Origin of the sequence: Pseudomonas sp. NFX1 (assembly GCF_051123555.1) — a bacterium.
Lineage (GTDB): Bacteria > Pseudomonadota > Gammaproteobacteria > Pseudomonadales > Pseudomonadaceae > Aquipseudomonas > Aquipseudomonas capeferrum.
This window is the reverse complement of record NZ_CP169366.1, coordinates 3,845,753-3,864,192: the sequence shown is the minus strand read 5'-3', so window position 1 is coordinate 3,864,192 and position 18,440 is coordinate 3,845,753. Positions and strand designations below refer to the sequence as shown.

Sequence of the window (18,440 nt, the reverse complement as noted above, 5' to 3'; positions counted from 1 at the left end):
GCAGACTCCAGTCAGGCTATTTCGGCAGTGATTAGCGGCGTATGCGGGGTGCTTTTGCAGCGCACCCAGCGCGGGCCATCAGGCCCATACACGCCAGCAGGTTCAGGGAACAGGTTGAGCAGCACGAGGTAAAGCACCCCGGCCAGCCCCAAGGTTACCGGCAGGCTCAGGTCGATGCCGCCGGCCAGGTCGCCCAGCGGGCCGACGAACTGCCCCGGCAAGTTGACGAAGCACAGGCCGACCGCCGCGCTGGGGATCCACGCCCCCATGCCGCGCCAGTTCCAGCCGTGCGTGAACCAGTAATGGCCGCCGCGCTGGCCACGGGTGAACACCTGCAAGTCATCGGCATGGTAGAAGCCGCGGCGGGTGATCAGGCCGAGGATCATGATCACCATCCAGGGGCTGGTGCAGGTGATGATCAGCACGGCGAAGGTCGACACGCTCTGCACCAGGTTGAAGGTGAAGCGGCCAATGAAGATGAAACCGATCGCCAGCACGCCGATCAGCAAGGTGGCGCCGGCACGGCTGAGCAGGCGCGGGAACACGCTGGACATGTCCAGGCCGGTGCCATACAGCGCGGTGGTGCCGGTGGACATGCCGCCAATTACCGCGATCAGGCACACCGGCAGGAAGAACCAGCTAGGCGAGACCGCCAGCAGGCCGCCGACGTAGTTGTTGGCGGCGATGTAATCCGGCGCCTGGCTGGCGACCAGGGTGGCGGTGCACAGGCCGAACAGGAAGGGGATCAGCGTCGCGGCCTGGGCGGCGATCACGGCCAGCATGATGCGCGGCTTGGGGGTTGCCCGCGGGATGTAACGCGACCAGTCGCCGAGGAAGGCACCGAACGAGACCGGGTTGCTCATGGCCAGGATCGCCGCGCCGACGAAGGCGGCCCAGAAACCCGCCTGGCCGAGGTTGACGCTGCCGGCGTAGCCCGCATCGAACGGCCCGGCGAAGGCGACGATGCCTAGCAGAAACAGCAGGCTCGACGCCCACACGGCAATCTTGTTGACCCACAGCATGAAGCGGAAGCCGAAGATACACACCACCAGCACCAGCACCGCGAACAGGCCATAGGCCAGGCCCAAGGTCAGGTCGGTTTCCGGCAAGCCGGCCAAGCGCTTGGCACCGCCGACCAGGGCATCGCCCGAGCTCCACACCGACAGCGAGAAGAACGCCACGGCGGTGAGCAACGACAGGAACGAGCCGACGATACGCCCGTGCACGCCGAAGTGCGCGCCCGAAGACACCGCGTTGTTGGTGCCGTTGAGCGCACCGAACAGGCCCATGGGGGCGAGGATGATGGCGCCGATGCCGACCCCGAGCAAAATTGCCCAGACCCCGGCCTGGAACGACAGCCCGAACAGCACCGGGAAACTGCCCAGCACGGCAGTGGCAAAGGTATTGGCACCGCCGAAGATCAGGCGGAACAGGTCTAGCGGGGCGGCGTGGCGTTGATCGTCGGGGATCTGTTCGACACCGTTGGTCTCGATACCGGTCGATTGGCTCATGGTGATGCTCCAGCGCGGTTGTTGTCGGCCGGCGCGGTGCGCGGGCCTTATTGTGGGTGCGATGGCAGAGCGGCAAGGCCGCAAAAGAAGGTTCAGGCGGTGGTGACGACCGACAGGTGCTCATGGCAGGCCAGCCAGCGTTCGCCGTGGCGGCGGAACACGATGGTCTCGCGTTCGGCCAACTGGTGTTCTTCACCGGCGATACGGATATGCGTGGCCACATCGTGCATGAAGATTGCCACGTCGCCTTGCAGGCTGACCTGGACATTGCCCGATTCACACGCCAGCACGGCGAAGCCTTCGGCCTGCCACTGGGCCCAGAGGTCTTCATAGGCGCGGCGCGATAACAGCGGTTGGGCCACGGTGTGGAAGAGGAAGGTGGCGTCTTCGCTGAAGCAGGCGAAGTAGCGAGCGGTGTCGTTGCTGGCAAAGGCATCGACGAGGTCGGCGGCGGCCTGCCGTACCTGGAGTGTCTGGTCCACGGGAGTGGCCTCACGGTTTTTGTGATTGTGGTGAGCGATTCTGGTGGCGGTGGGCGAGGGGAAAAATCGCTGGGGGCAAATAATCAGTTCAGGAAATTGTGAAGTGAGCGGTGGGGGCTCGCCTTGGCTGTTTTGGCGCCTATGAGATCGAGCGCCGCCCACGCGGCGCATCGCGAGCGAAGCTCGCTCCTACATTTGTTTCGGGCCAGTTATTCCTGATGCCACCGCGCGCGGCCCCTTGGCGCTCACCTGAATATCGAGGCGTACAAACAAGGGCTAGCGCGCGATGGCGCAGGCGTGACTGGCCCGGAACAAATGTAGGAGCGAGCTTCGCTCGCGATGCGCCGCGTGGGCGGCGCTCGATCTCAAGAACGGACCCGACTGACGGTTACCGCAGTCGCTCATCCTTGCCTACGCTGATACTCCCAATCCGCTGATGCAAGGAGCTCCACCATGGCCTTCCAATACACGCGTCTGGACAAGAACAACGTCGCAGTCCTGCTGGTCGATCACCAGACCGGCCTGCTTTCGCTGGTACGGGACATCGACCCGGACCGTTTCAAGAACAATGTTCTGGCCCTGTCGGACCTGGCCAAGTACTTCAAGCTGCCGACCATCCTCACCACCAGCTTCGAAACCGGCCCCAATGGCCCGCTGGTCCCCGAGCTCAAAGAGCAGTTCCCCGACGCCCCCTACATTGCCCGCCCCGGCAACATCAACGCCTGGGACAACGAAGACTTCGTCAAGGCCGTCAAGGCCACGGGCAAGAAGCAACTGCTGATCGCTGGCGTGGTGACCGAAGTGTGCGTGGCGTTCCCGGCACTGTCGGCCCTTGAGGAGGGCTTCGAGGTCTTCGTCGTCACCGACGCCTCTGGCACCTTCAACGAGTTGACCCGCGATTCGGCATGGCGCCGCATGGAGGCCGCCGGGGCGCAACTGATGACCTGGTTCGGTGTCGCCTGCGAGCTGCACCGCGACTGGCGCAACGACGTTGAAGGGCTGGGGACGTTGTTCGCCAACCACATTCCCGACTACCGCAACCTGATGACCAGTTACAACAAGCTGGCCAAATAACCCGGCCATTGTCCGCCCTCTCCAAAGGGGGCGGTGCTGTGGTAGCAAGCGAAGCGGCAAACCCCCGTGGATCGACCATACTGAACCTTCATTCGCCGCCGGGAGCGACCCATGTCGAAGTCAGCCAGGAAGAAGACCCCACAGGCACAGCCGGAAAAGTTGGGCGGCAAGGCCTACGAGAAGGCGCTCAAGCAGCTTCACGTCGAGTTGGTGAAGCTGCAGGAATGGGTCGTGGCCAAGGGCCTGAAGGTGTGCATCGTCTTTGAAGGCCGGGACGGCGCGGGCAAGGGTGGGACCATCAAGGCCCTCACCGAGCGTGTCAGCCCGCGAGTATTCCGTGTGGTGGCGCTGCCGGCACCGACCGAGCGGGAAAAGTCGCAGATGTACGTGCAACGCTACCTGGGCCATCTGCCCGCTGCGGGCGAAGTGGTGATCTTCGACCGCAGTTGGTACAACCGCGCCGGCGTCGAGCGGGTGATGGGCTTTTGCAGCGATGAACAAGCCGACAAGTTCCTCATGGTGGTGCCGCTGTTCGAGAAGATGATGGTCGAGTCGGGGATCATCCTGATCAAGTACTGGCTGGAAGTGAGCGCCGAAGAGCAGACCCGCCGCCTGCAGGACCGCATCAGCGATGGGCGCAAGCTGTGGAAACTGTCACCCATGGACCTGAAGTCGTATAGCCGCTGGGATGATTACACCAAAGCGCGCGACGCGATGTTCGCCGCCTCGGATTCCTCCTGGGCACCCTGGTTCATGGCCCATTCCAACGACAAGCGGCGGGCGCGGCTGAACATCATCAGCCACCTGCTCACTCGCATTCCGTACAAGGACATCACCCGCGACCAGGTCGTGAAGTTGCCCAAGCGCGGCAAGGTCGGCAAGTACAAGGCGGTGGCCTATCCGTTCAAGGTGGTCGAAGAGCGCTTCTGACCCCCTCTTGCGGGGAGCCTAAAGGATGAAATCCTATGCCACATGACGGCAGCCTGCTGCAGGCGACGGTGGTGTTCCTGCTGGCCGTGGTGCTTCTGGTGCCACTGGCGCAACGTTTGAAACTGGGGGCAGTGCCTGGCTATCTGCTGGCCGGCATCCTGATCGGCCCCTCGGTGCTCGGCTTGCTGGGCAACCCGGACAACGTCGCCCGCTTGTCGGAGATGGGCGTGGTGATGCTGCTGTTCGTGATTGGCCTTGAGCTCTCGCCCCGCCGCCTGTGGACCATGCGCCGCGCCCTGTTCGGCATCGGCTCGTTGCAGGTCGGGCTGACCGCCGCCGCACTTGGCCTGCTCGCCTATGGGGTATTTGGCCAGTCGAAGCCGGCGGCCATCGTGCTGGGGCTGGGGCTTGCGCTGTCATCAACGGCGTTCGGCTTGCAGGTGCTCGCCGAGCGCAAGGACCTGGGCAAGCCCCACGGCCGACTGGCCGTGGCGATTCTGCTGTTCCAGGACATCGCCGCCATCCCCCTGATTGCCGTAGTGCCCTTGCTTGGCGGTGATGTCAGCCATGCAGATGAAGGCAACTGGCCGCTGCTGGCCGTGGCGCTCGGCATCGGCGTGATCATTATCGGCGGCCGCTACTTGATGACCCCGATTTTCAAATGGACAGTCGGCTCCGGGTTGCCGGAGCTGTCCACGGCTACTGCGTTGCTGGTGGTGTTGGGTACCGCCTGGGTGATGGAGCATGTAGGCATATCGATGGCCCTTGGCGCATTCCTGGCCGGCGTATTGATGGCCGAGTCGCCGTTTCGCCACGAACTGGAAACCCAGATCGAGCCGCTCAAAGGGTTGCTGCTCGGGCTGTTCTTTGTCGGCGTGGGCATGAGTGCAGACTTGCGCCTGTTGTTCGGCATGCCCTTGGCCGTGCTTGGGCTCACGCTGCTGCTGGTGGGCATCAAGCTGCCACTGTTGGTTGCCCTGGGCCGCACGGCCGGCGGGTTGAACCGGGCCCAGGCGCTGTGCCTGGGCGTGGTCCTGGCGTCGGGCGGCGAGTTTGCTTTCGTGGTGTTCAAACTGGCGCGTGAGCACCAGGTATTGGAGCAGCAGGTTCACGACCTGCTGGTGCTGGCCATCACCCTGTCGATGGCTGTGGTACCGCTGGTGATGATGGGCCTGACACGGCAGTTGAGCGACGCTGAGGCGTCCCCGCCTGAGCGTCAAACCGACCACTGAACTGCACCCGTTGGCGAAATGAATGTGCGGAGGTGAAGCATGCAGCCGAGTTTCAAGCTGGACAGTGCCCTGTCGCGGGGCCTGCTCGATGTATTGATCAAGGCAGGCCTGGTGGCTGCCCTGGTGATCTTCGCCTTCCAGGTGTTTCAGCCCTTTCTGGAATTGATGCTGTGGGCGGTGATCCTGGCGGTGACCCTGTACCCGCTGCACCAGCGCATCAAACGCGGCACGGGGCTCAAGGACGGCTATGCGGCAACGCTGGTGGTGCTTTTGGTGCTGGTGGTGTTGCTGGTGCCGATCTACCTGGTGGTGGTGTCGATCAGCGAGTCTGTGGACGGCTTGGTGACACTGCTCAAAAGCGGTGCCTGGAGCGTGCCGACGCCTTCGGAGTCGGTGGCCACCTGGCCGCTGATCGGGCCGCGCGTGTATGCCTTGTGGCTGGCGGCTTCCGAGAGCCTGAGCGGCGTGCTCAACAGCGTGATGCCGCAGCTCAAGGATGCCGGGCGTGTGTTGTTGGGCGCCGCTGCCAGTGCCGGGGGGGCATTCTTGATGTTCATCGCGGCGATCATCATCTCGGGGGTGATCATGGCCTTCGGCGAGCGCGGCGAAGTGGCGGCGCAGCGCATTGCCATTCGGGTTTCCGGTGAGTCGCGCGGCAAGCCCATTGCAAGGCTGTGCACCGCCACCATTCGCGCCGTCGCCCAGGGTGTGATCGGCATTGCCTTCATCCAGATGCTGCTGATAGGCGTGGGTTTTGTGGTCAAGGGCGTGCCGGGCGCGGGGATCCTGGCAATCGCCATCCTTATGCTGGGCATCGCCCAGGCGCCGGCCACGCTGATCACGCTACCGGTCATCGCCTATGTATTCCATGCCGAAGGCTTCACCGTCGCGACCATCGTGTTTGCCATCTACACCTTCGTCGCCGGCCTCGCCGACAACGTGCTCAAGCCGCTGTTGCTGGGGCGCGGCGTGGATGTGCCGATGCCGGTGGTGCTGATCGGTGCGCTGGGCGGCATGGTGGTCAAAGGCATCATTGGCCTGTTCATCGGCCCGGTGATTCTGGGCGTGACCTATGTGCTGTTCTGGCAGTGGGTGGCGTTGCAGGTGCCGGAAGACCCTGCCGAACCGTCGGCTTGAGCCGGGGCCTGGCATGCCCGCACCTCGCTGGCGCCGCGCACTGGGCCTGGTGGCTTTGCTGGCAGGCTGTACGCAGGTCGGTCCGGACTACCCGCCGGCGCAATCGCCCTGGCTGGACACCTGGAGCACCCCGCTGCTGGAGCAGGCCAGCCGTAGCGCCGCGGCGCCGGATTTTCGCCAGTGGTGGGCGGTGTTCGCCGACCCGACACTGGATGCGCTGATCGCCCAAGCCGATGCGCACAACACCAACCTGCGCGTGGCCGGGCTGCGCGTCGCCGAGGCACGTGCGCAACTGGCCATCGTGCAGACCGGGCGTTATCCACAACTGCAGCAGTGGCGCGCGCAAAGCCTCTACCTCAAGCAGGACCAGTCCGGCACCGCCAGCGCCCGTGATTCGGTGTTCTGGCAGTCCAGCGTGGGCTTCGACATTGGTTGGGAGATCGACTTCTGGGGGCGCTTCAGCCGTGCCATCGAGGCGGCCGACGCCCTTTATTTTGCCTCCGAGGCCAACTACGCCGATGCCATGCTGTTGTTGCGTGCACAGGTGGCCGACACCTATTTTGCCTTGCGTACCGCCGAGGCGCGCCTGGCCATTGCCGAGGAAAACGCCAAGCGCCAGGCGCGCAGCCTGGAGATTACCGAGCGGTTGTTCCGCCATGGCGAGCATGATGAGCTCGACTGGCAGCAGGCACGCACCCAGTACCTGGCGACGCAGGCGACCATCCCCGAGTTCGAAAACCAGCTCAATGCCCTGCGCAATGTGCTGTGCTCGCTGCTTGGGCGGCCACCGGGGCCACTGCCGGAGTTGCAACCGCGCTACGGGCAGTTGCCGCTGCCAGACCGGGCACTGTTGCAAGACGTTCCCGCCCGCTTGTTGCTGCGACGCCCGGACATCCGTGCCGCCGAGCAGGCCGTCGCGGCGCAGTCGGCGCTGGTGGGCGTGGCCGAAGCGGACCTTTATCCACAGCTGAGCCTGCTGGGCAGCATCGGCTGGAGCTTCGTGACGGCCAGCCACCTGCCCGACAGTTTCGACCTCGCCGCCGGCCCTGGCCTGATCTGGAACCCGTTCGACTATGGCCGGCGCAAGAACGCCGTGCGCGTGGAGGATGCCCGCTTGCAGCAACTGATCGAGCTGTATCAGCAGGGCGTGCGCGAAGCCGCCCGCGAGGCCGACGATGCAGCCAGCGGCCTGGTGCGCTCGTTGCAGAGCGCGGGTATTCGCGACCAGGCCTCGCAAGCCGCGCAGCGCTCGCTGAGCCTGGCCACCTCGCAATACCGCGAAGGCTTTGCCGACTTCCAGCGGGTGCTCGATGCCCAGCAACTGCTGCTGCAGCAACAAGACGGTTACTTGGTCAGCCGCGGCAATGCCGTCAGCAGCGTGGTGACCTTGTACAAGGCCCTGGGCGGCGGTTGGCAGCCAGGCCGTGCAGCGGTCGACCCGGCCACGCGTCGACAGATGCAGCAACGCACCGATTGGGGAGACCTGCTGGACGCGCCACCCCCTACCGCACAGCAACCCGGTGAACCGAAATGAGCGACGCCCCGCAAACACCGCCCCCGCAAGCGCCTGATCGTGGCATGCGCTGGGTATTGCTGCTGATTGCCATAAGCCTGCTCTGGTACCTGTTGGCAGACCGTTTCACGCCTTACACCCAGCAGGCTCGCCTGCAAGCCTACGTGGTGCCCGTGAGCGCCGAGGTGGCCGGCCCAGTGAAGCGCGTGGCCGTGGGCAACAACCAGGAGGTACGCCAAGGCGCGGTGCTGTTCGAGCTGGACCCGGCGCAATACCGCATTGCGCTGGCTCGCGCCGAGGCCGACCTGGATACCGTGCGCAGGCAGATCGGCGCCAACACCGCCGGCATCGATTCGGCCAAGGCGGCGTTGCTGGCGGCCCAGGCCAACGAGCGCAAGGCGCGCCAGGATGCCGAGCGGCTCAAGCGGCTGATCGAGGAAGACCCAGGCACGGTGTCGGTGCGCCGCCTGGAAGGGGCCCAGGCCACGCGCGACCAAGCCATCAGCCAGGTGGCGGCGGCCCGTGCCGAAGTCGAGCGGGCACGTGAACAGCAGGGCGGTTCACAGGCAGACAACGCCCAGTTGCGCAGCGCTGCGGCGAATGTGGAAAAGGCCCGTCTGGATCTGGCCCGGACCGTGGTGCGCGCCGATGCCAACGGTTTGATCACTGACCTGCGCACAGACGTTGGCCATTATGTGGCGGCCGGCAGCCCGATGATGACCCTGATCGCGATCCATGACGTGTGGATCAGCGCCGACATGACCGAAAACAACCTCGGCCGCCTGCGGCCCGGCACAGCGGTGCTGGTTGTGCTCGATGCGCTGCCCGGGGTCGTGCTGAAGGGGCGCATACGCAGCATTGGGTATGGCGTCAGCGTGGGGCAGGGCAGCCCGCCGGGTACCCTGCCGAGCGTGCAGAACAGCCGCGAGTGGCTGCGCTCGGCGCAGCGTTTTCCGGTGATCGTCGAGCTGGACCGTGACCAGCTGGAGGACAAGACCGGGTTGCGGGTCGGCGGCCAGGCCGAAGTCATGGCGCTGCCCAGCGAGGGCAACCCGCTGAACGTGCTGGGCCGCGTGTTCATGTGGCTGATGAGCTGGCTGTCGTATGCCTATTGAGTGGCGGCGCCTGCGGGCGCTACGCCTGGCCTGGGGCGTGGCGCTGTGCCTGGCGGTCAGCTTCGGCATCGGCCTGCCCGTGCCGATCCTGGCCCCGGTGTTTGCGGTGCTGCTGTTGGCCACCCGCAGCCAGCCGCTGCCGTTGCGCGCGGCACCGGCGTTGGCGGTGCTGGTGCTGCTCAGTTGTGGCAGTGGCTTGTTGCTGATTCCGCTGCTGCGCCATGCCCCGGTGAGTGGGGTGCTGTTGGTCGGCGTTGGGGTGTTTCTGGTGCTGCGTTACGCGCTCAAGGGCGGCAATGGCTTGGTGGCCAACCTGCTGGTGATCGGCCTGACCATGATCGCCGCAGCCGGCACCCATGATTTCACCTTGGCGCTGTCGGTGGTCGAGGCGTTAGCCAAAGGCATGCTGTTGGCGGCGCTGGGCACGGCGCTGGCGCATGTGCTGTTTCCCGAACCTGCCGATGCCCCCGCGCAACCGTCCCCGCCACCGCTCGCCAGCGCGCGTGCCAGTTGGGTTGCACTGCGTGCCACGCTGATCGTCATGCCGGCGTTCTTGCTGGCGCTGATTGCCCCGGATGCATTCATGCCGCTGATCATGAAGTCGGTGAGCCTGGGCCAGCAGGCCGGCGAAACCCATGCCCGCAATGCCAGCCGAGAGCTGATTGGTTCGACCCTGCTGGCCGGGCTGCTGGCGATCCTGCTGTGGGGTGCCTTGAGCCTGTTCGTGCACCTGTGGATGTTCTTTCTGTGGGTGTTGCTGTTCACCCTCTGGCAGGCCCGGCGGCTCTACCGGGCGGTGGCGACGCGGCACGGCCCTGCCTACTGGGTCAGTTGCCTGAGTACGATGCTGATTCTGCTGGGGCAGTCTGTGCAGGACAGCGCGGCAGGGCAGGACGTGTACCGGGCCTTTGCCGTGCGCATGGCGCTGTTCTTGGCTGTCTCGGTGTATGCCAGCGTCTTGCTGATCTGGATCGACAGGCGCAGGGCGCGGCCGCGCACCGGTATGGCGGGCGCACCTGCGGACGCCAGCACCAGGCTCTGAAACGGCGTGCAGGGGCAGCGATCACTGCGCAGAGGCGACGGCCAGATTGCGATAGCGGCGGTGCCCACGCGCCAGGTGCGCGCGCATGGCCTGCTGTGCACGTTCGGCATCACCCGCGCTGATGGCTTCACAAATCGCGCGATGTTCGGTCACTGATTGCTCTACGTACTGCGGGGTGATCAGCATCGGGTCAACCTCGCGGGAAAACGCCGGGCGCGGGGTGATCTTCACGCACAGCACCTTGAATGCTTCGATGAAGGCAGCGTTGTTAGTGGCTTCGGCGATGGCCTGATGAAACGCCGCATCACATAAGTCCAGCCGGGCATCGTCATCTGCGGCCTGCTCGAATGCAGCGGCGGCGTCCCAGATTGTGTTCTCCTGCGCCCAGCTACGACGGGCCGCGGCAAGCCCGCAGGCGTGTACTTCCAGTGCCATGCGTAATTCGAGCAGGTCCATGAAGGTTGCCTTGATGCTCGCGAGCGGGGCGAGCATTGCATCCAGCAGGGCCACCTCGGCGGCGGGCGCCTGCGGGCCTAGCACAAATACGCCAACACCGTGGCGTGACTCCAGCACGCCATCGGCCGCCAGTGCGATGACCGCATCACGCACCACTGTACGGCTTACCCCCAACTCACTGGCCAGCTGATTCAGTGTGGGCAGCTTGTCGCCAGGCTTCAGCCCTTCCTTGTCGATCTTGTTGCGAATCCATTCGGTGGTTTGGGTCATCAAGGTATTCAAACAGCTCTCCAGCGTCATGGCTCTGCACACGGCGAGTTTAGGTGTATCGCTTTGCGCCGGGCAAGGCGAGACCTTGTCGGTGAAATCAAATCAGGATCAAGGTAGAGATATTATCACTGCTGGGCGTGTTTGACAGGTAATTATATCTCTGTAATAACACTTGGGACGCCTCACACCCCACAGAGGCGCCTAACCCAGCAGTTGTTTTTCCCGGAGACCAATAATGACAAGAGACGGAAAATCCATTCGCGCCGGTGTCGACATTGGTGGCACGTTCACCGACGTTGCCATGGAGGTCGCAGACCGGTTGTACTCGACCAAGGTTCTGACTAACTACAGCAACCCCGAGCAAGCGATCATCGATGGCCTGAAGCAGGTGTGCGAGCAGGCTGAAGTCGAACTCGCCGCCATCGACACGCTGATCCATGGCACTACCCTGGCCACCAACGCACTGATCGAGCGACGCGGCGCACGTACCGCCTTGATTACCACTGAGGGCTTTCGCGACGTCATCGAAATGCGTACTGAAAGCCGTTTCGAGCAGTACGACCTGAACATCGTGCTGCCCACCGCGTTGGTACCGCGCAACGACCGTTTTGTGCTGGCCGAGCGAGTAATGGCCGACGGCAGTGTGGGCAAACCGCTGGACATGGAGCAGGCCCGTGCGCTGTGCCAGCGCGTGGTGGATGCAGGCTACGAAAGCGTGGCGGTGGGGTTCATGCACAGCTATCTCAACGGCGATCATGAATGCGCCGTTCGCGATTGCCTGCACGCAATCGCGCCGCAACTGCAGGTGTCGATATCGTCTGAAGTGTCGCCACAGATGCGCGAATACCAGCGCTTCAACACCGTGTGCGCCAATGCCTACGTCAAGCCGCTGATCGCCTCTTACCTCAACCGCCTGGTGCAGCGCCTGGGACACGAAGGCGTGGTCTGCCCGGTGTACATGATGCATTCGGGCGGCGGCATTATCAGCGTGCAAAGCGCCATCGACTTCCCGGTGCGGCTGCTGGAGTCCGGCCCGGCCGGAGGCGCGATCTTCGCCGCCGATGTGGCAGCACGCTACGGGCTGAACCAGGTGCTGTCGTACGACATGGGCGGCACCACCGCGAAAATCTGCATGATCGAGCAGCAAGTGCCGAAAACATCGCGCACCTTCGAGGTGGCGCGGACCTGGCGCTTCAAGAAGGGCAGCGGTATGCCCATTTCCATCCCGGTGATCGAGATGGTCGAGATTGGCGCCGGTGGCGGCTCCATTGCCAGTGTGGATGCCATGCGCCAGATTCGCGTCGGCCCGCACAGCGCCGGCTCCGAACCCGGGCCGGCCTGCTACGGGCGTGGCGGCGAGCAGCCGACCGTGACCGATGCCGACCTGCTGCTGGGGCGGCTGGACCCGGAAGCTTTTGCCGGGGGCTCGATCACCCTCCACAGCGACGCCAGCAGCGCTGCGCTGGACAAAGCCCTGTGCGGCCCCTTGCAGGTAGACCAGGCCACCGCTGCCTTTGGCTTGAGCGAAGTGGTCGATGAAAACATGAGCAACGCGGCGCGCATGCACGCTGTGGAGAACGGCAAGGAGCTCAGCGAGTTCACCATGATCGCATTTGGCGGTGCGGCGCCGCTGCATGCCGCCCGGTTGTGCGAAAAGCTTGCGGTGGCAGACCTGCTGATCCCGCCTGGCGCCGGTGTAGGTTCGGCGATCGGCTTTTTACGCGCACCGTTCGGCTTCGAGAGCGTGCGCAGTGCCTACATGCGCCTGAGCAGCTTCGATGCGGTCAAGGCCAAGCAGATCATTGACGAATTGATCGAAGAGGCCAGTAGCTTTGTACGCACCGGGGCCGGCAGCGCCGAGCCTACGCTTGAGTGCATGGCATTCATGCGTTACGTCGGCCAAGGCTGGGAGTTGCCGGTGAACGTCCCGGTGGAGCAATTGGGCGGGGCAGACGGGCAGGCCCTCAAGGCCGGTTACGACCGTGAATACGAAGCCTTCTTTGGCCGCACGATCGATGGGCTGGATATCGAAGTGGTCAGTTGGTCGTTGCGTGCAAGCTCTGCCGTCGCCAAGCCGCAGCAGCGGTCGCTGACCGAAAAGTCAGGGCCGGCGCGCATCAGCGGTAAGCGCCGCTTGTTCGACGCACGCCTGGAGGGTTTCCAGACTGCCGCCGTGGTCGACCGCGAGCACATGCGTGCCGGCGACTGGGTAGCTGGCCCGGCCGTGATCACCGAACGTGAAACTACCACCATCGTTACCGCCAGCCGTGAAGCCATCATGCAGGCTGACGGTTGCCTGCTGCTGCGCGCCGTGAAGGCCTGAGGAGTACACCATGAGCCAACAAACCCTGACCGATGTGCGCATGCAGATCATGTGGAACCGCCTGATCTCGGTGGTCGAAGAGCAGGCCCTGACGCTGATCCGTACAGCCTTCAGCACCAGCGTGCGCGAGTCCGGCGACCTGTCTGCCGGCGTGTTCAACCAGGCCGGCGAAATGATCGCCCAGGCGGTGACGGGCACGCCTGGGCACGTCAACGCCATGGCTGAGGCGGTCGGCCATTTCATTCGTGATATCGGCCGCGATCACCTCTTCGAGGGCGATGTGTACATCACCAACGACCCCTGGAAGGGCACAGGCCATCTGCACGACTTCACCGTGGTATCGCCCAGCTTTCGCGCTGGCAAGCTGGTCGGCTTCTTCGCCTGTACCGCCCACGTGGTGGATGTGGGCGGCCGTGGCTTCGGCCCGGACGCCAATGAGGTATACGAGGAGGGGATTTTCATCCCGATCATGAAGTTTGCCGAGCGGGGTACGGTGAACCGTGACCTGGTGAATCTGATCCGCAACAACGTACGCGAAAGCCGCCAGGTGGTGGGTGACATCTACTCGTTGGCGGCCTGCAATGAAATCGGCCACCGGCGCCTGATGGACATGATGGGCGAGTTCGGCCTGGAAGACCTCGAGCACCTGTCGCAGTTTGTCTTCGAGCGCAGCCACGCGGCGACCCTTGAGCGCATCAATGCCTTGCCCAGGGGGCTGTATCAAAACCTGATGCGGGTGGACGGCTACGACACACCGATCGACATCGCCGTGGCGCTGACCGTCGCCAAAGACCAGATCACCGTGGATTTCGCCGGCACATCCGGGCCGAGCAAAAAAGGCATCAACTGCCCGCTGATCTACTCGACGGCGTATGCCTGCTACGGCATCAAGTGTGCGATCGCTCCGGATATTCCCAACAACCATGCATCGCTGAAGCCGTTCAAAGTGGTGGCGCCCACCGATTGCATCCTCAATGCGCAACGGCCTGCGCCAGTGTCGGTGCGCCATGTGCTCGGGCATTTGGTGCCGGACGCGGTGCTAGGGGCGATCCATCAACTGCTGCCGGGGCAGATTCCTGCCGAAGGGGCTGGGGCACTCTGGAACCTGCACGTCAGTGTGCGCCCGGTACAGCCCGGCGAAGGCTCGGAAGGCGCCGAGGTGCTGCTGTTCAATAGTGGCGGTATGGGCGCGCGCCCAGGCCTTGACGGGCCCAGTGCCACAGCGTTCCCCAGTGGAGTGCAGTCGATGTCGATCGAGGCCACCGAGCAGGTCGGGCCGGTGGTGTTCTGGCGCAAGGAACTGCGCGAAGGTTCTGGTGGTGCTGGCAAGTACCGCGGCGGGCTGGGGCAGGTGGTCGAGATTGCACCCAAGGATGGTTATGAAATCTGGTTCAACGCCATGTTCGACCGTGTCGCCCACCCGGCACGCGGCCGTGAAGGGGGTGAAAACGGCGCGCCCGGCGTGGTGCGGCTGGACGACGGCACACGCCTGGCCACCAAGGGCCGCCAGTATGTCCCGGGCGGTAAACGACTGGTGCTGGAACTGCCCGGTGGTGGTGGCTACGGCCCGGTGGCGGAGCGTTCGCCAGCAGCGCTGGCGCAGGACCTTGCCTTCGAATATGTGCGCGAGGGTAACTGACATGAGCGTCCATCAATCATTTGCCATGCGGGTCGAGCAACTGGGCCTGCAGTTGCCCGAAGTGGTACCGGGCAACAACCCCTTTGTCGCCACCCGCCGCGTCGGCAACTTGCTGTTCGTTTCCGGCCAAGGCTCCAAGCGCGATGGCCAGGCGCTGTTCATCGGCAAGGTCGGCGTGCACATCGACCTGAGCCAAGCCCGCGAAGCGGCCAGGCTGTGCACGCTCAACGTGCTGGCGCATGTGGCCCAGGCAGTGCAGGGCGACCTGGCGCAGGTCAAAGGCTGCGTGCAACTGCGCGGTTACGTCAATGCGGTGGATGACTTCACCGAATCCGGCGCGGTCATCGATGCCGCCTCGCAATTGCTGGTGCAAGTATTGGGCGAGCGTGGCCAGCATACCCGCACGACTATTGGCGTGAGCTCCTTGCCCAGAGGTTTTGCGGTGGAGGTGGACGCGGTATTCGAACTGGCCTGACCGCCACACGCAAGCCCATCTTCAGCCTTGAACAGGGCGCGCAGGCTCCTGCGCGCCCTCACACACCAATAAAAACAAGAGCGTGTAGACCATGAAGATAAAAAGCTTACGTTGGTGGGTAGTGGGGTTGATGATCATTGGCCTGATCATCAACTACCTGGCCCGCAATACCCTTTCGGTGGCTGCGCCCACCATGATGGTCGAGATGAACATGACCACCGAGGAGTACTCCTGGGTAGTGGTGGCCTGGACCCTCGGCTATGCCGTGATGCAACCTGTGGCGGGGTACATCATCGACGCCATCGGTATCAAATTGGGCTTCGCCCTCTTCGCCATCGCCTGGTCGATCTCCTGTGCCCTGGCGGCATTGGCGACTGGTTGGCAGAGCCTGGCGTTCTTCCGCGGGCTGCTGGGCATGACGGAGGCCGCCGGTTACCCTGCTGGCATCAAGACCACTGCTGAATGGTTCCCGGCCAAGGAGCGCTCGGTGGCGCTGGGCTGGTTCAACATCGGTTCCGCGCTGGGCGCGCTGTTGGCGCCACCCCTGGTAGTCTGGGCAATCCTCAGCAGCGGCTGGCAACTGGCGTTTATCATGACCGGTGTGTTCGGCCTGATCTGGGGCGGGTTGTGGCTATGGCTCTATCATCCGCCAGCGGAGCATCCGCAGTTACATGCCGAGGAGCGCGACTATATCTACGCCGGCCAGGAGGCGAAGTTTCGCGACCAGCCCAAACAAAAGGCGCAGTGGCGCAACGTGCTGAAACGGCGCAACTTCTATGCAGTGGCCATCGCCCGGTTCATGGCCGACCCGGCCTGGCAGGTGTTCAATGCCTGGATCCCACTGTACCTGATGCATGAACGCGGCATGGACATCAAGCAGATCGCGCTGTTCGCCTGGCTGCCGTTTCTGGCCGCAGACCTGGGCAGCGTGGTGGGCGGCTACCTTTCACCGTTTTACCATCGCTACTTCAAGGTATCGCTGTTCACCTCGCGCAAACTGGTGATGGTCACCGGCTGCCTGTGCATGATCGCACCCGGCTGCGTAGGCTTGGCCGGCAGCCCCTATACCGCGATCATGCTGCTGTGCGTGGGCGGGTTCGCGCACCAGATGTTGTCCTGCGCGCTCTACTCGATGACCTCGGACTCCTTCGACAAGAACGACGTCGCCACCGCTGCGGGCTTGATCGGTATGTGCGGGTTTCTGGGGGCCGCGCTGTACACGGCGATCATGGGCGTATTGGTGACCAAGATCGGTTACGGACCGCTGTTCGCCGCACTGTCGGCATTGGACCTGTGCGCTGCGGCGGTGATCATGTTCATGGCCCGGCCTGAGAAGCCGGCGGAGCAGGCAGAGGAAGTGGAAGAGGGGAGGTGGCCCAAGCCTGCGTGACATCCCGTAGTCGCTGGTAAAGCCTGCGCAAGGGCCGTACCTGAGACGCCGCTGTGAGCAAAAACGAAAACCCCCGTGTCGCTAGGCGAGCACGGGGGGGTTCGATTCAGCGGTTGCCGTGGAGCCCACGGCCGCCCGTCAGACGTTGAAGCGGAAGTGCATCACATCGCCGTCTTTGACGATGTAGTCTTTACCTTCCAAACGCCACTTGCCGGCTTCCTTGGCGCCACTTTCACCCTTGAACTGGATGAAGTCGTCATACGCCACTACTTCAGCGCGGATGAAGCCTTTTTCGAAGTCGGTGTGGATCACGCCAGCAGCCTGTGGCGCGGTGGCGCCAATGCGGACGGTCCAGGCGCGTACTTCCTGCACACCGGCAGTGAAGTAGGTCTGCAGGTTAAGCAGCTCGTAACCGGCGCGGATCACGCGGTTCAGGCCAGGCTCTTCCAGGCCCAGGGCCTCGAGGAACATGTCCTTCTCTTCACCGTCGTCCAGCTCGGCGATTTCGGCTTCGATCTTGTTGCACACCGGTACCACGACCGCGCCTTCTTCCTCGGCGATGGCCTTGACCACGTCCAGGTGCGGGTTGTTGTCGAAGCCGTCTTCAGCGACGTTGGCGATGTACATCACAGGCTTGCTGGTCAGCAGGTGGAAGCCACGGATGACGGCCTTTTCGTCGTCAGCCATGTGCTTCATCAGGCTGCGCGCAGGCTTGCCTTCGGTGAAGTGCGGGATCAGCTTTTCCAGAATGGCCTTTTGCGCCAGGGCTTCCTTGTCGCCACCCTTGGCGTTGCGGGCAACCTTCTGCAGTTGCTTCTCGCAGCTGTCGAGGTCGGCGAAGATCAGTTCGAGGTCGATGATCTCGATGTCACGCTTGGGGTCGACGCTGTTGGAAACGTGGATCACGTTCTCGTCTTCGAAGCAGCGCACCACGTGGGCGATGGCGTCGGTCTCGCGGATGTTGGCGAGGAACTTGTTGCCCAGGCCTTCACCTTTCGAAGCGCCTGCCACCAGGCCGGCGATGTCGACGAATTCCATGGTGGTCGGCAGGATGCGGTTAGGCTTGACGATCTCTGCCAGGGCAGCCAGACGCGCGTCGGGCATCGGCACGATCCCGCTGTTCGGCTCGATGGTGCAGAAAGGGAAGTTCTCCGCCGCGATGCCAGACTTGGTCAAGGCGTTGAACAGGGTGGACTTGCCGACGTTGGGCAGGCCGACGATGCCGCAATTGAAACCCATGGGTATTCCCTCTCTAGGAAATCAGGCCTTCTGGCTGTGCAGCTCGCGCATCGCCTTGGCGAAATCGCCAGCGAGGACATCTGGCAGCACGCCGAGGGCAAAATCGATGCTGGCGTCGAGCTTCTCCTGCTCGGCGCGCGGCGCGCGGCCCAGGACGAAGTTGGAGACCAGTTTGGCGTCACCCGGGTGGCCGATGCCAAGCCGCAGGCGGTGGAAGTCGTTCTGGTTGCCGAGCTGCGCGATGATGTCGCGCAGGCCGTTGTGCCCGCCATGGCCGCCGCCGCGTTTAAGCTTGGCGACGCCCGGAGGCAGGTCGAGTTCGTCATGCGCCACCAGAATCGCTTCCGGCTTGATGCGGAAGAAATTGGCCAAGGCCGCCACGGACTGGCCGCTACGGTTCATGTAGGTGGTGGGGATGAGCAGACGAACGTCGTTGCCCTGATGGCTGAATTTAGCCGTCAGGCCGAAATACTTGCGGTCAGCGGTCAGCGAGACGCGCTGGGCGCTGGCAATGCGTTCAACGAAAAGAGCCCCTGCGTTATGCCGGGTCTGTTCGTATTCGGGGCCGGGGTTACCCAGGCCAACGATCAACTGGATGGCGGTCACGTCAGG

General features: G+C 63.9%; 16 protein-coding genes. 11 read left to right on the top strand and 5 right to left on the bottom strand.

Features of this window, described 5'->3' with window-relative positions; all coding sequences use genetic code 11:
* Positions 1-11: 11 nt before the first annotated feature.
* Positions 12-1,511: a purine-cytosine permease family protein gene (locus tag DJ563_RS17345; protein WP_434518081.1), complete on the bottom strand. Its 1,500-nt coding sequence runs from the start codon at positions 1,509-1,511 to the stop codon at positions 12-14.
* A gap of 92 nt (positions 1,512-1,603) precedes the next feature.
* Positions 1,604-1,993, bottom strand: a complete 390-nt coding sequence (locus tag DJ563_RS17340; protein ID WP_434518080.1) for a YybH family protein — start codon at positions 1,991-1,993, stop codon at positions 1,604-1,606.
* Positions 1,994-2,446: 453 nt separating this feature from the next.
* Here DJ563_RS17340 and ycaC point away from each other — a divergent pair, with 453 nt between their 5' ends.
* From ycaC to DJ563_RS17305, 7 genes are all read left to right on the top strand, one after another.
* On the top strand, positions 2,447-3,067 hold the full coding sequence (gene ycaC, locus DJ563_RS17335; protein ID WP_033701343.1) for an isochorismate family cysteine hydrolase YcaC: 621 nt from the start codon (positions 2,447-2,449) through the stop codon (positions 3,065-3,067).
* Positions 3,068-3,178: 111 nt separating this feature from the next.
* On the top strand, positions 3,179-3,997 hold the full coding sequence (gene ppk2 / locus DJ563_RS17330) for a polyphosphate kinase 2 (RefSeq protein ID WP_033701341.1): 819 nt from the start codon (positions 3,179-3,181) through the stop codon (positions 3,995-3,997).
* Positions 3,998-4,032: 35 nt separating this feature from the next.
* A complete protein-coding gene (locus DJ563_RS17325; protein WP_434518079.1) occupies positions 4,033-5,229 on the top strand; it encodes a monovalent cation:proton antiporter-2 (CPA2) family protein in 1,197 nt (398 codons plus the stop codon).
* A 39-nt stretch (positions 5,230-5,268) separates the two neighbouring features.
* A complete protein-coding gene (locus tag DJ563_RS17320) occupies positions 5,269-6,366 on the top strand; it encodes an AI-2E family transporter (protein ID WP_186662868.1) in 1,098 nt (365 codons plus the stop codon).
* Between the two features lie 13 nt (positions 6,367-6,379).
* Positions 6,380-7,900, top strand: a complete 1,521-nt coding sequence (locus DJ563_RS17315; protein WP_434518078.1) for an efflux transporter outer membrane subunit — start codon at positions 6,380-6,382, stop codon at positions 7,898-7,900.
* Complete coding sequence (locus DJ563_RS17310; RefSeq protein ID WP_274100041.1) at positions 7,897-8,994, top strand: HlyD family secretion protein; 1,098 nt, start codon at positions 7,897-7,899, stop codon at positions 8,992-8,994. Before DJ563_RS17315 ends, DJ563_RS17310 begins: the two co-directional genes overlap by 4 nt.
* Positions 8,984-10,036, top strand: coding sequence for a DUF2955 domain-containing protein (locus tag DJ563_RS17305; RefSeq protein WP_434518077.1), 1,053 nt, complete (start codon positions 8,984-8,986; stop codon positions 10,034-10,036). The genes DJ563_RS17310 and DJ563_RS17305 overlap by 11 nt, the downstream gene beginning before the upstream one ends.
* Positions 10,037-10,057: 21 nt before the next feature.
* Here the strand turns inward: DJ563_RS17305 and DJ563_RS17300 are convergent, their stop codons facing one another.
* Complete coding sequence (locus tag DJ563_RS17300) at positions 10,058-10,762, bottom strand: FadR/GntR family transcriptional regulator (protein WP_274100039.1); 705 nt, start codon at positions 10,760-10,762, stop codon at positions 10,058-10,060.
* A gap of 235 nt (positions 10,763-10,997) precedes the next feature.
* Here DJ563_RS17300 and DJ563_RS17295 point away from each other — a divergent pair, with 235 nt between their 5' ends.
* The 4 genes from DJ563_RS17295 to DJ563_RS17280 all read left to right on the top strand — a co-directional run bounded on the left by DJ563_RS17295 (position 10,998) and on the right by DJ563_RS17280 (position 16,589).
* Positions 10,998-13,085, top strand: a complete 2,088-nt coding sequence (locus DJ563_RS17295; RefSeq protein ID WP_410926878.1) for a hydantoinase/oxoprolinase family protein — start codon at positions 10,998-11,000, stop codon at positions 13,083-13,085.
* 10 nt (positions 13,086-13,095) lie between these two features.
* On the top strand, positions 13,096-14,724 hold the full coding sequence (locus tag DJ563_RS17290; RefSeq protein ID WP_274100659.1) for a hydantoinase B/oxoprolinase family protein: 1,629 nt from the start codon (positions 13,096-13,098) through the stop codon (positions 14,722-14,724).
* Position 14,725: 1 nt separating this feature from the next.
* A complete protein-coding gene (locus tag DJ563_RS17285) occupies positions 14,726-15,199 on the top strand; it encodes a RidA family protein (protein ID WP_274100658.1) in 474 nt (157 codons plus the stop codon).
* A gap of 91 nt (positions 15,200-15,290) precedes the next feature.
* Positions 15,291-16,589, top strand: coding sequence for an MFS transporter (locus tag DJ563_RS17280; RefSeq protein ID WP_274098195.1), 1,299 nt, complete (start codon positions 15,291-15,293; stop codon positions 16,587-16,589).
* A gap of 138 nt (positions 16,590-16,727) precedes the next feature.
* Here the strand turns inward: DJ563_RS17280 and ychF are convergent, their stop codons facing one another.
* Entirely contained in the window at positions 16,728-17,828 is a 1,101-nt protein-coding gene (gene ychF / locus DJ563_RS17275; RefSeq protein ID WP_033701333.1) for a redox-regulated ATPase YchF, read from the bottom strand.
* Between the two features lie 21 nt (positions 17,829-17,849).
* Positions 17,850-18,434, bottom strand: coding sequence for an aminoacyl-tRNA hydrolase (gene pth / locus DJ563_RS17270; RefSeq protein WP_008099045.1), 585 nt, complete (start codon positions 18,432-18,434; stop codon positions 17,850-17,852).
* Positions 18,435-18,440: the final 6 nt, after the last annotated feature.

Excerpts from the sequence above, each read along its gene's own strand:
- DJ563_RS17315 (WP_434518078.1), top strand. The coding sequence starts at position 6,380 with ATGCCCGCACCTCGCTGGCGCCGCGCACTGGGCCTGGTGGCTTTGCTG.
- ppk2 (WP_033701341.1), top strand. The coding sequence starts at position 3,179 with ATGTCGAAGTCAGCCAGGAAGAAGACCCCACAGGCACAGCCGGAAAAG.
- DJ563_RS17345 (WP_434518081.1), bottom strand. The coding sequence starts at position 1,511 with ATGAGCCAATCGACCGGTATCGAGACCAACGGTGTCGAACAGATCCCC.
- DJ563_RS17285 (WP_274100658.1), top strand. The coding sequence starts at position 14,726 with ATGAGCGTCCATCAATCATTTGCCATGCGGGTCGAGCAACTGGGCCTG.
- DJ563_RS17280 (WP_274098195.1), top strand. The coding sequence starts at position 15,291 with ATGAAGATAAAAAGCTTACGTTGGTGGGTAGTGGGGTTGATGATCATT.
- ychF (WP_033701333.1), bottom strand. The coding sequence starts at position 17,828 with ATGGGTTTCAATTGCGGCATCGTCGGCCTGCCCAACGTCGGCAAGTCC.
- DJ563_RS17295 (WP_410926878.1), top strand. The coding sequence starts at position 10,998 with ATGACAAGAGACGGAAAATCCATTCGCGCCGGTGTCGACATTGGTGGC.
- DJ563_RS17290 (WP_274100659.1), top strand. The coding sequence starts at position 13,096 with ATGAGCCAACAAACCCTGACCGATGTGCGCATGCAGATCATGTGGAAC.
- DJ563_RS17300 (WP_274100039.1), bottom strand. The coding sequence starts at position 10,762 with ATGACCCAAACCACCGAATGGATTCGCAACAAGATCGACAAGGAAGGG.
- ycaC (WP_033701343.1), top strand. The coding sequence starts at position 2,447 with ATGGCCTTCCAATACACGCGTCTGGACAAGAACAACGTCGCAGTCCTG.
- DJ563_RS17325 (WP_434518079.1), top strand. The coding sequence starts at position 4,033 with ATGCCACATGACGGCAGCCTGCTGCAGGCGACGGTGGTGTTCCTGCTG.
- DJ563_RS17305 (WP_434518077.1), top strand. The coding sequence starts at position 8,984 with ATGCCTATTGAGTGGCGGCGCCTGCGGGCGCTACGCCTGGCCTGGGGC.
- DJ563_RS17310 (WP_274100041.1), top strand. The coding sequence starts at position 7,897 with ATGAGCGACGCCCCGCAAACACCGCCCCCGCAAGCGCCTGATCGTGGC.
- DJ563_RS17320 (WP_186662868.1), top strand. The coding sequence starts at position 5,269 with ATGCAGCCGAGTTTCAAGCTGGACAGTGCCCTGTCGCGGGGCCTGCTC.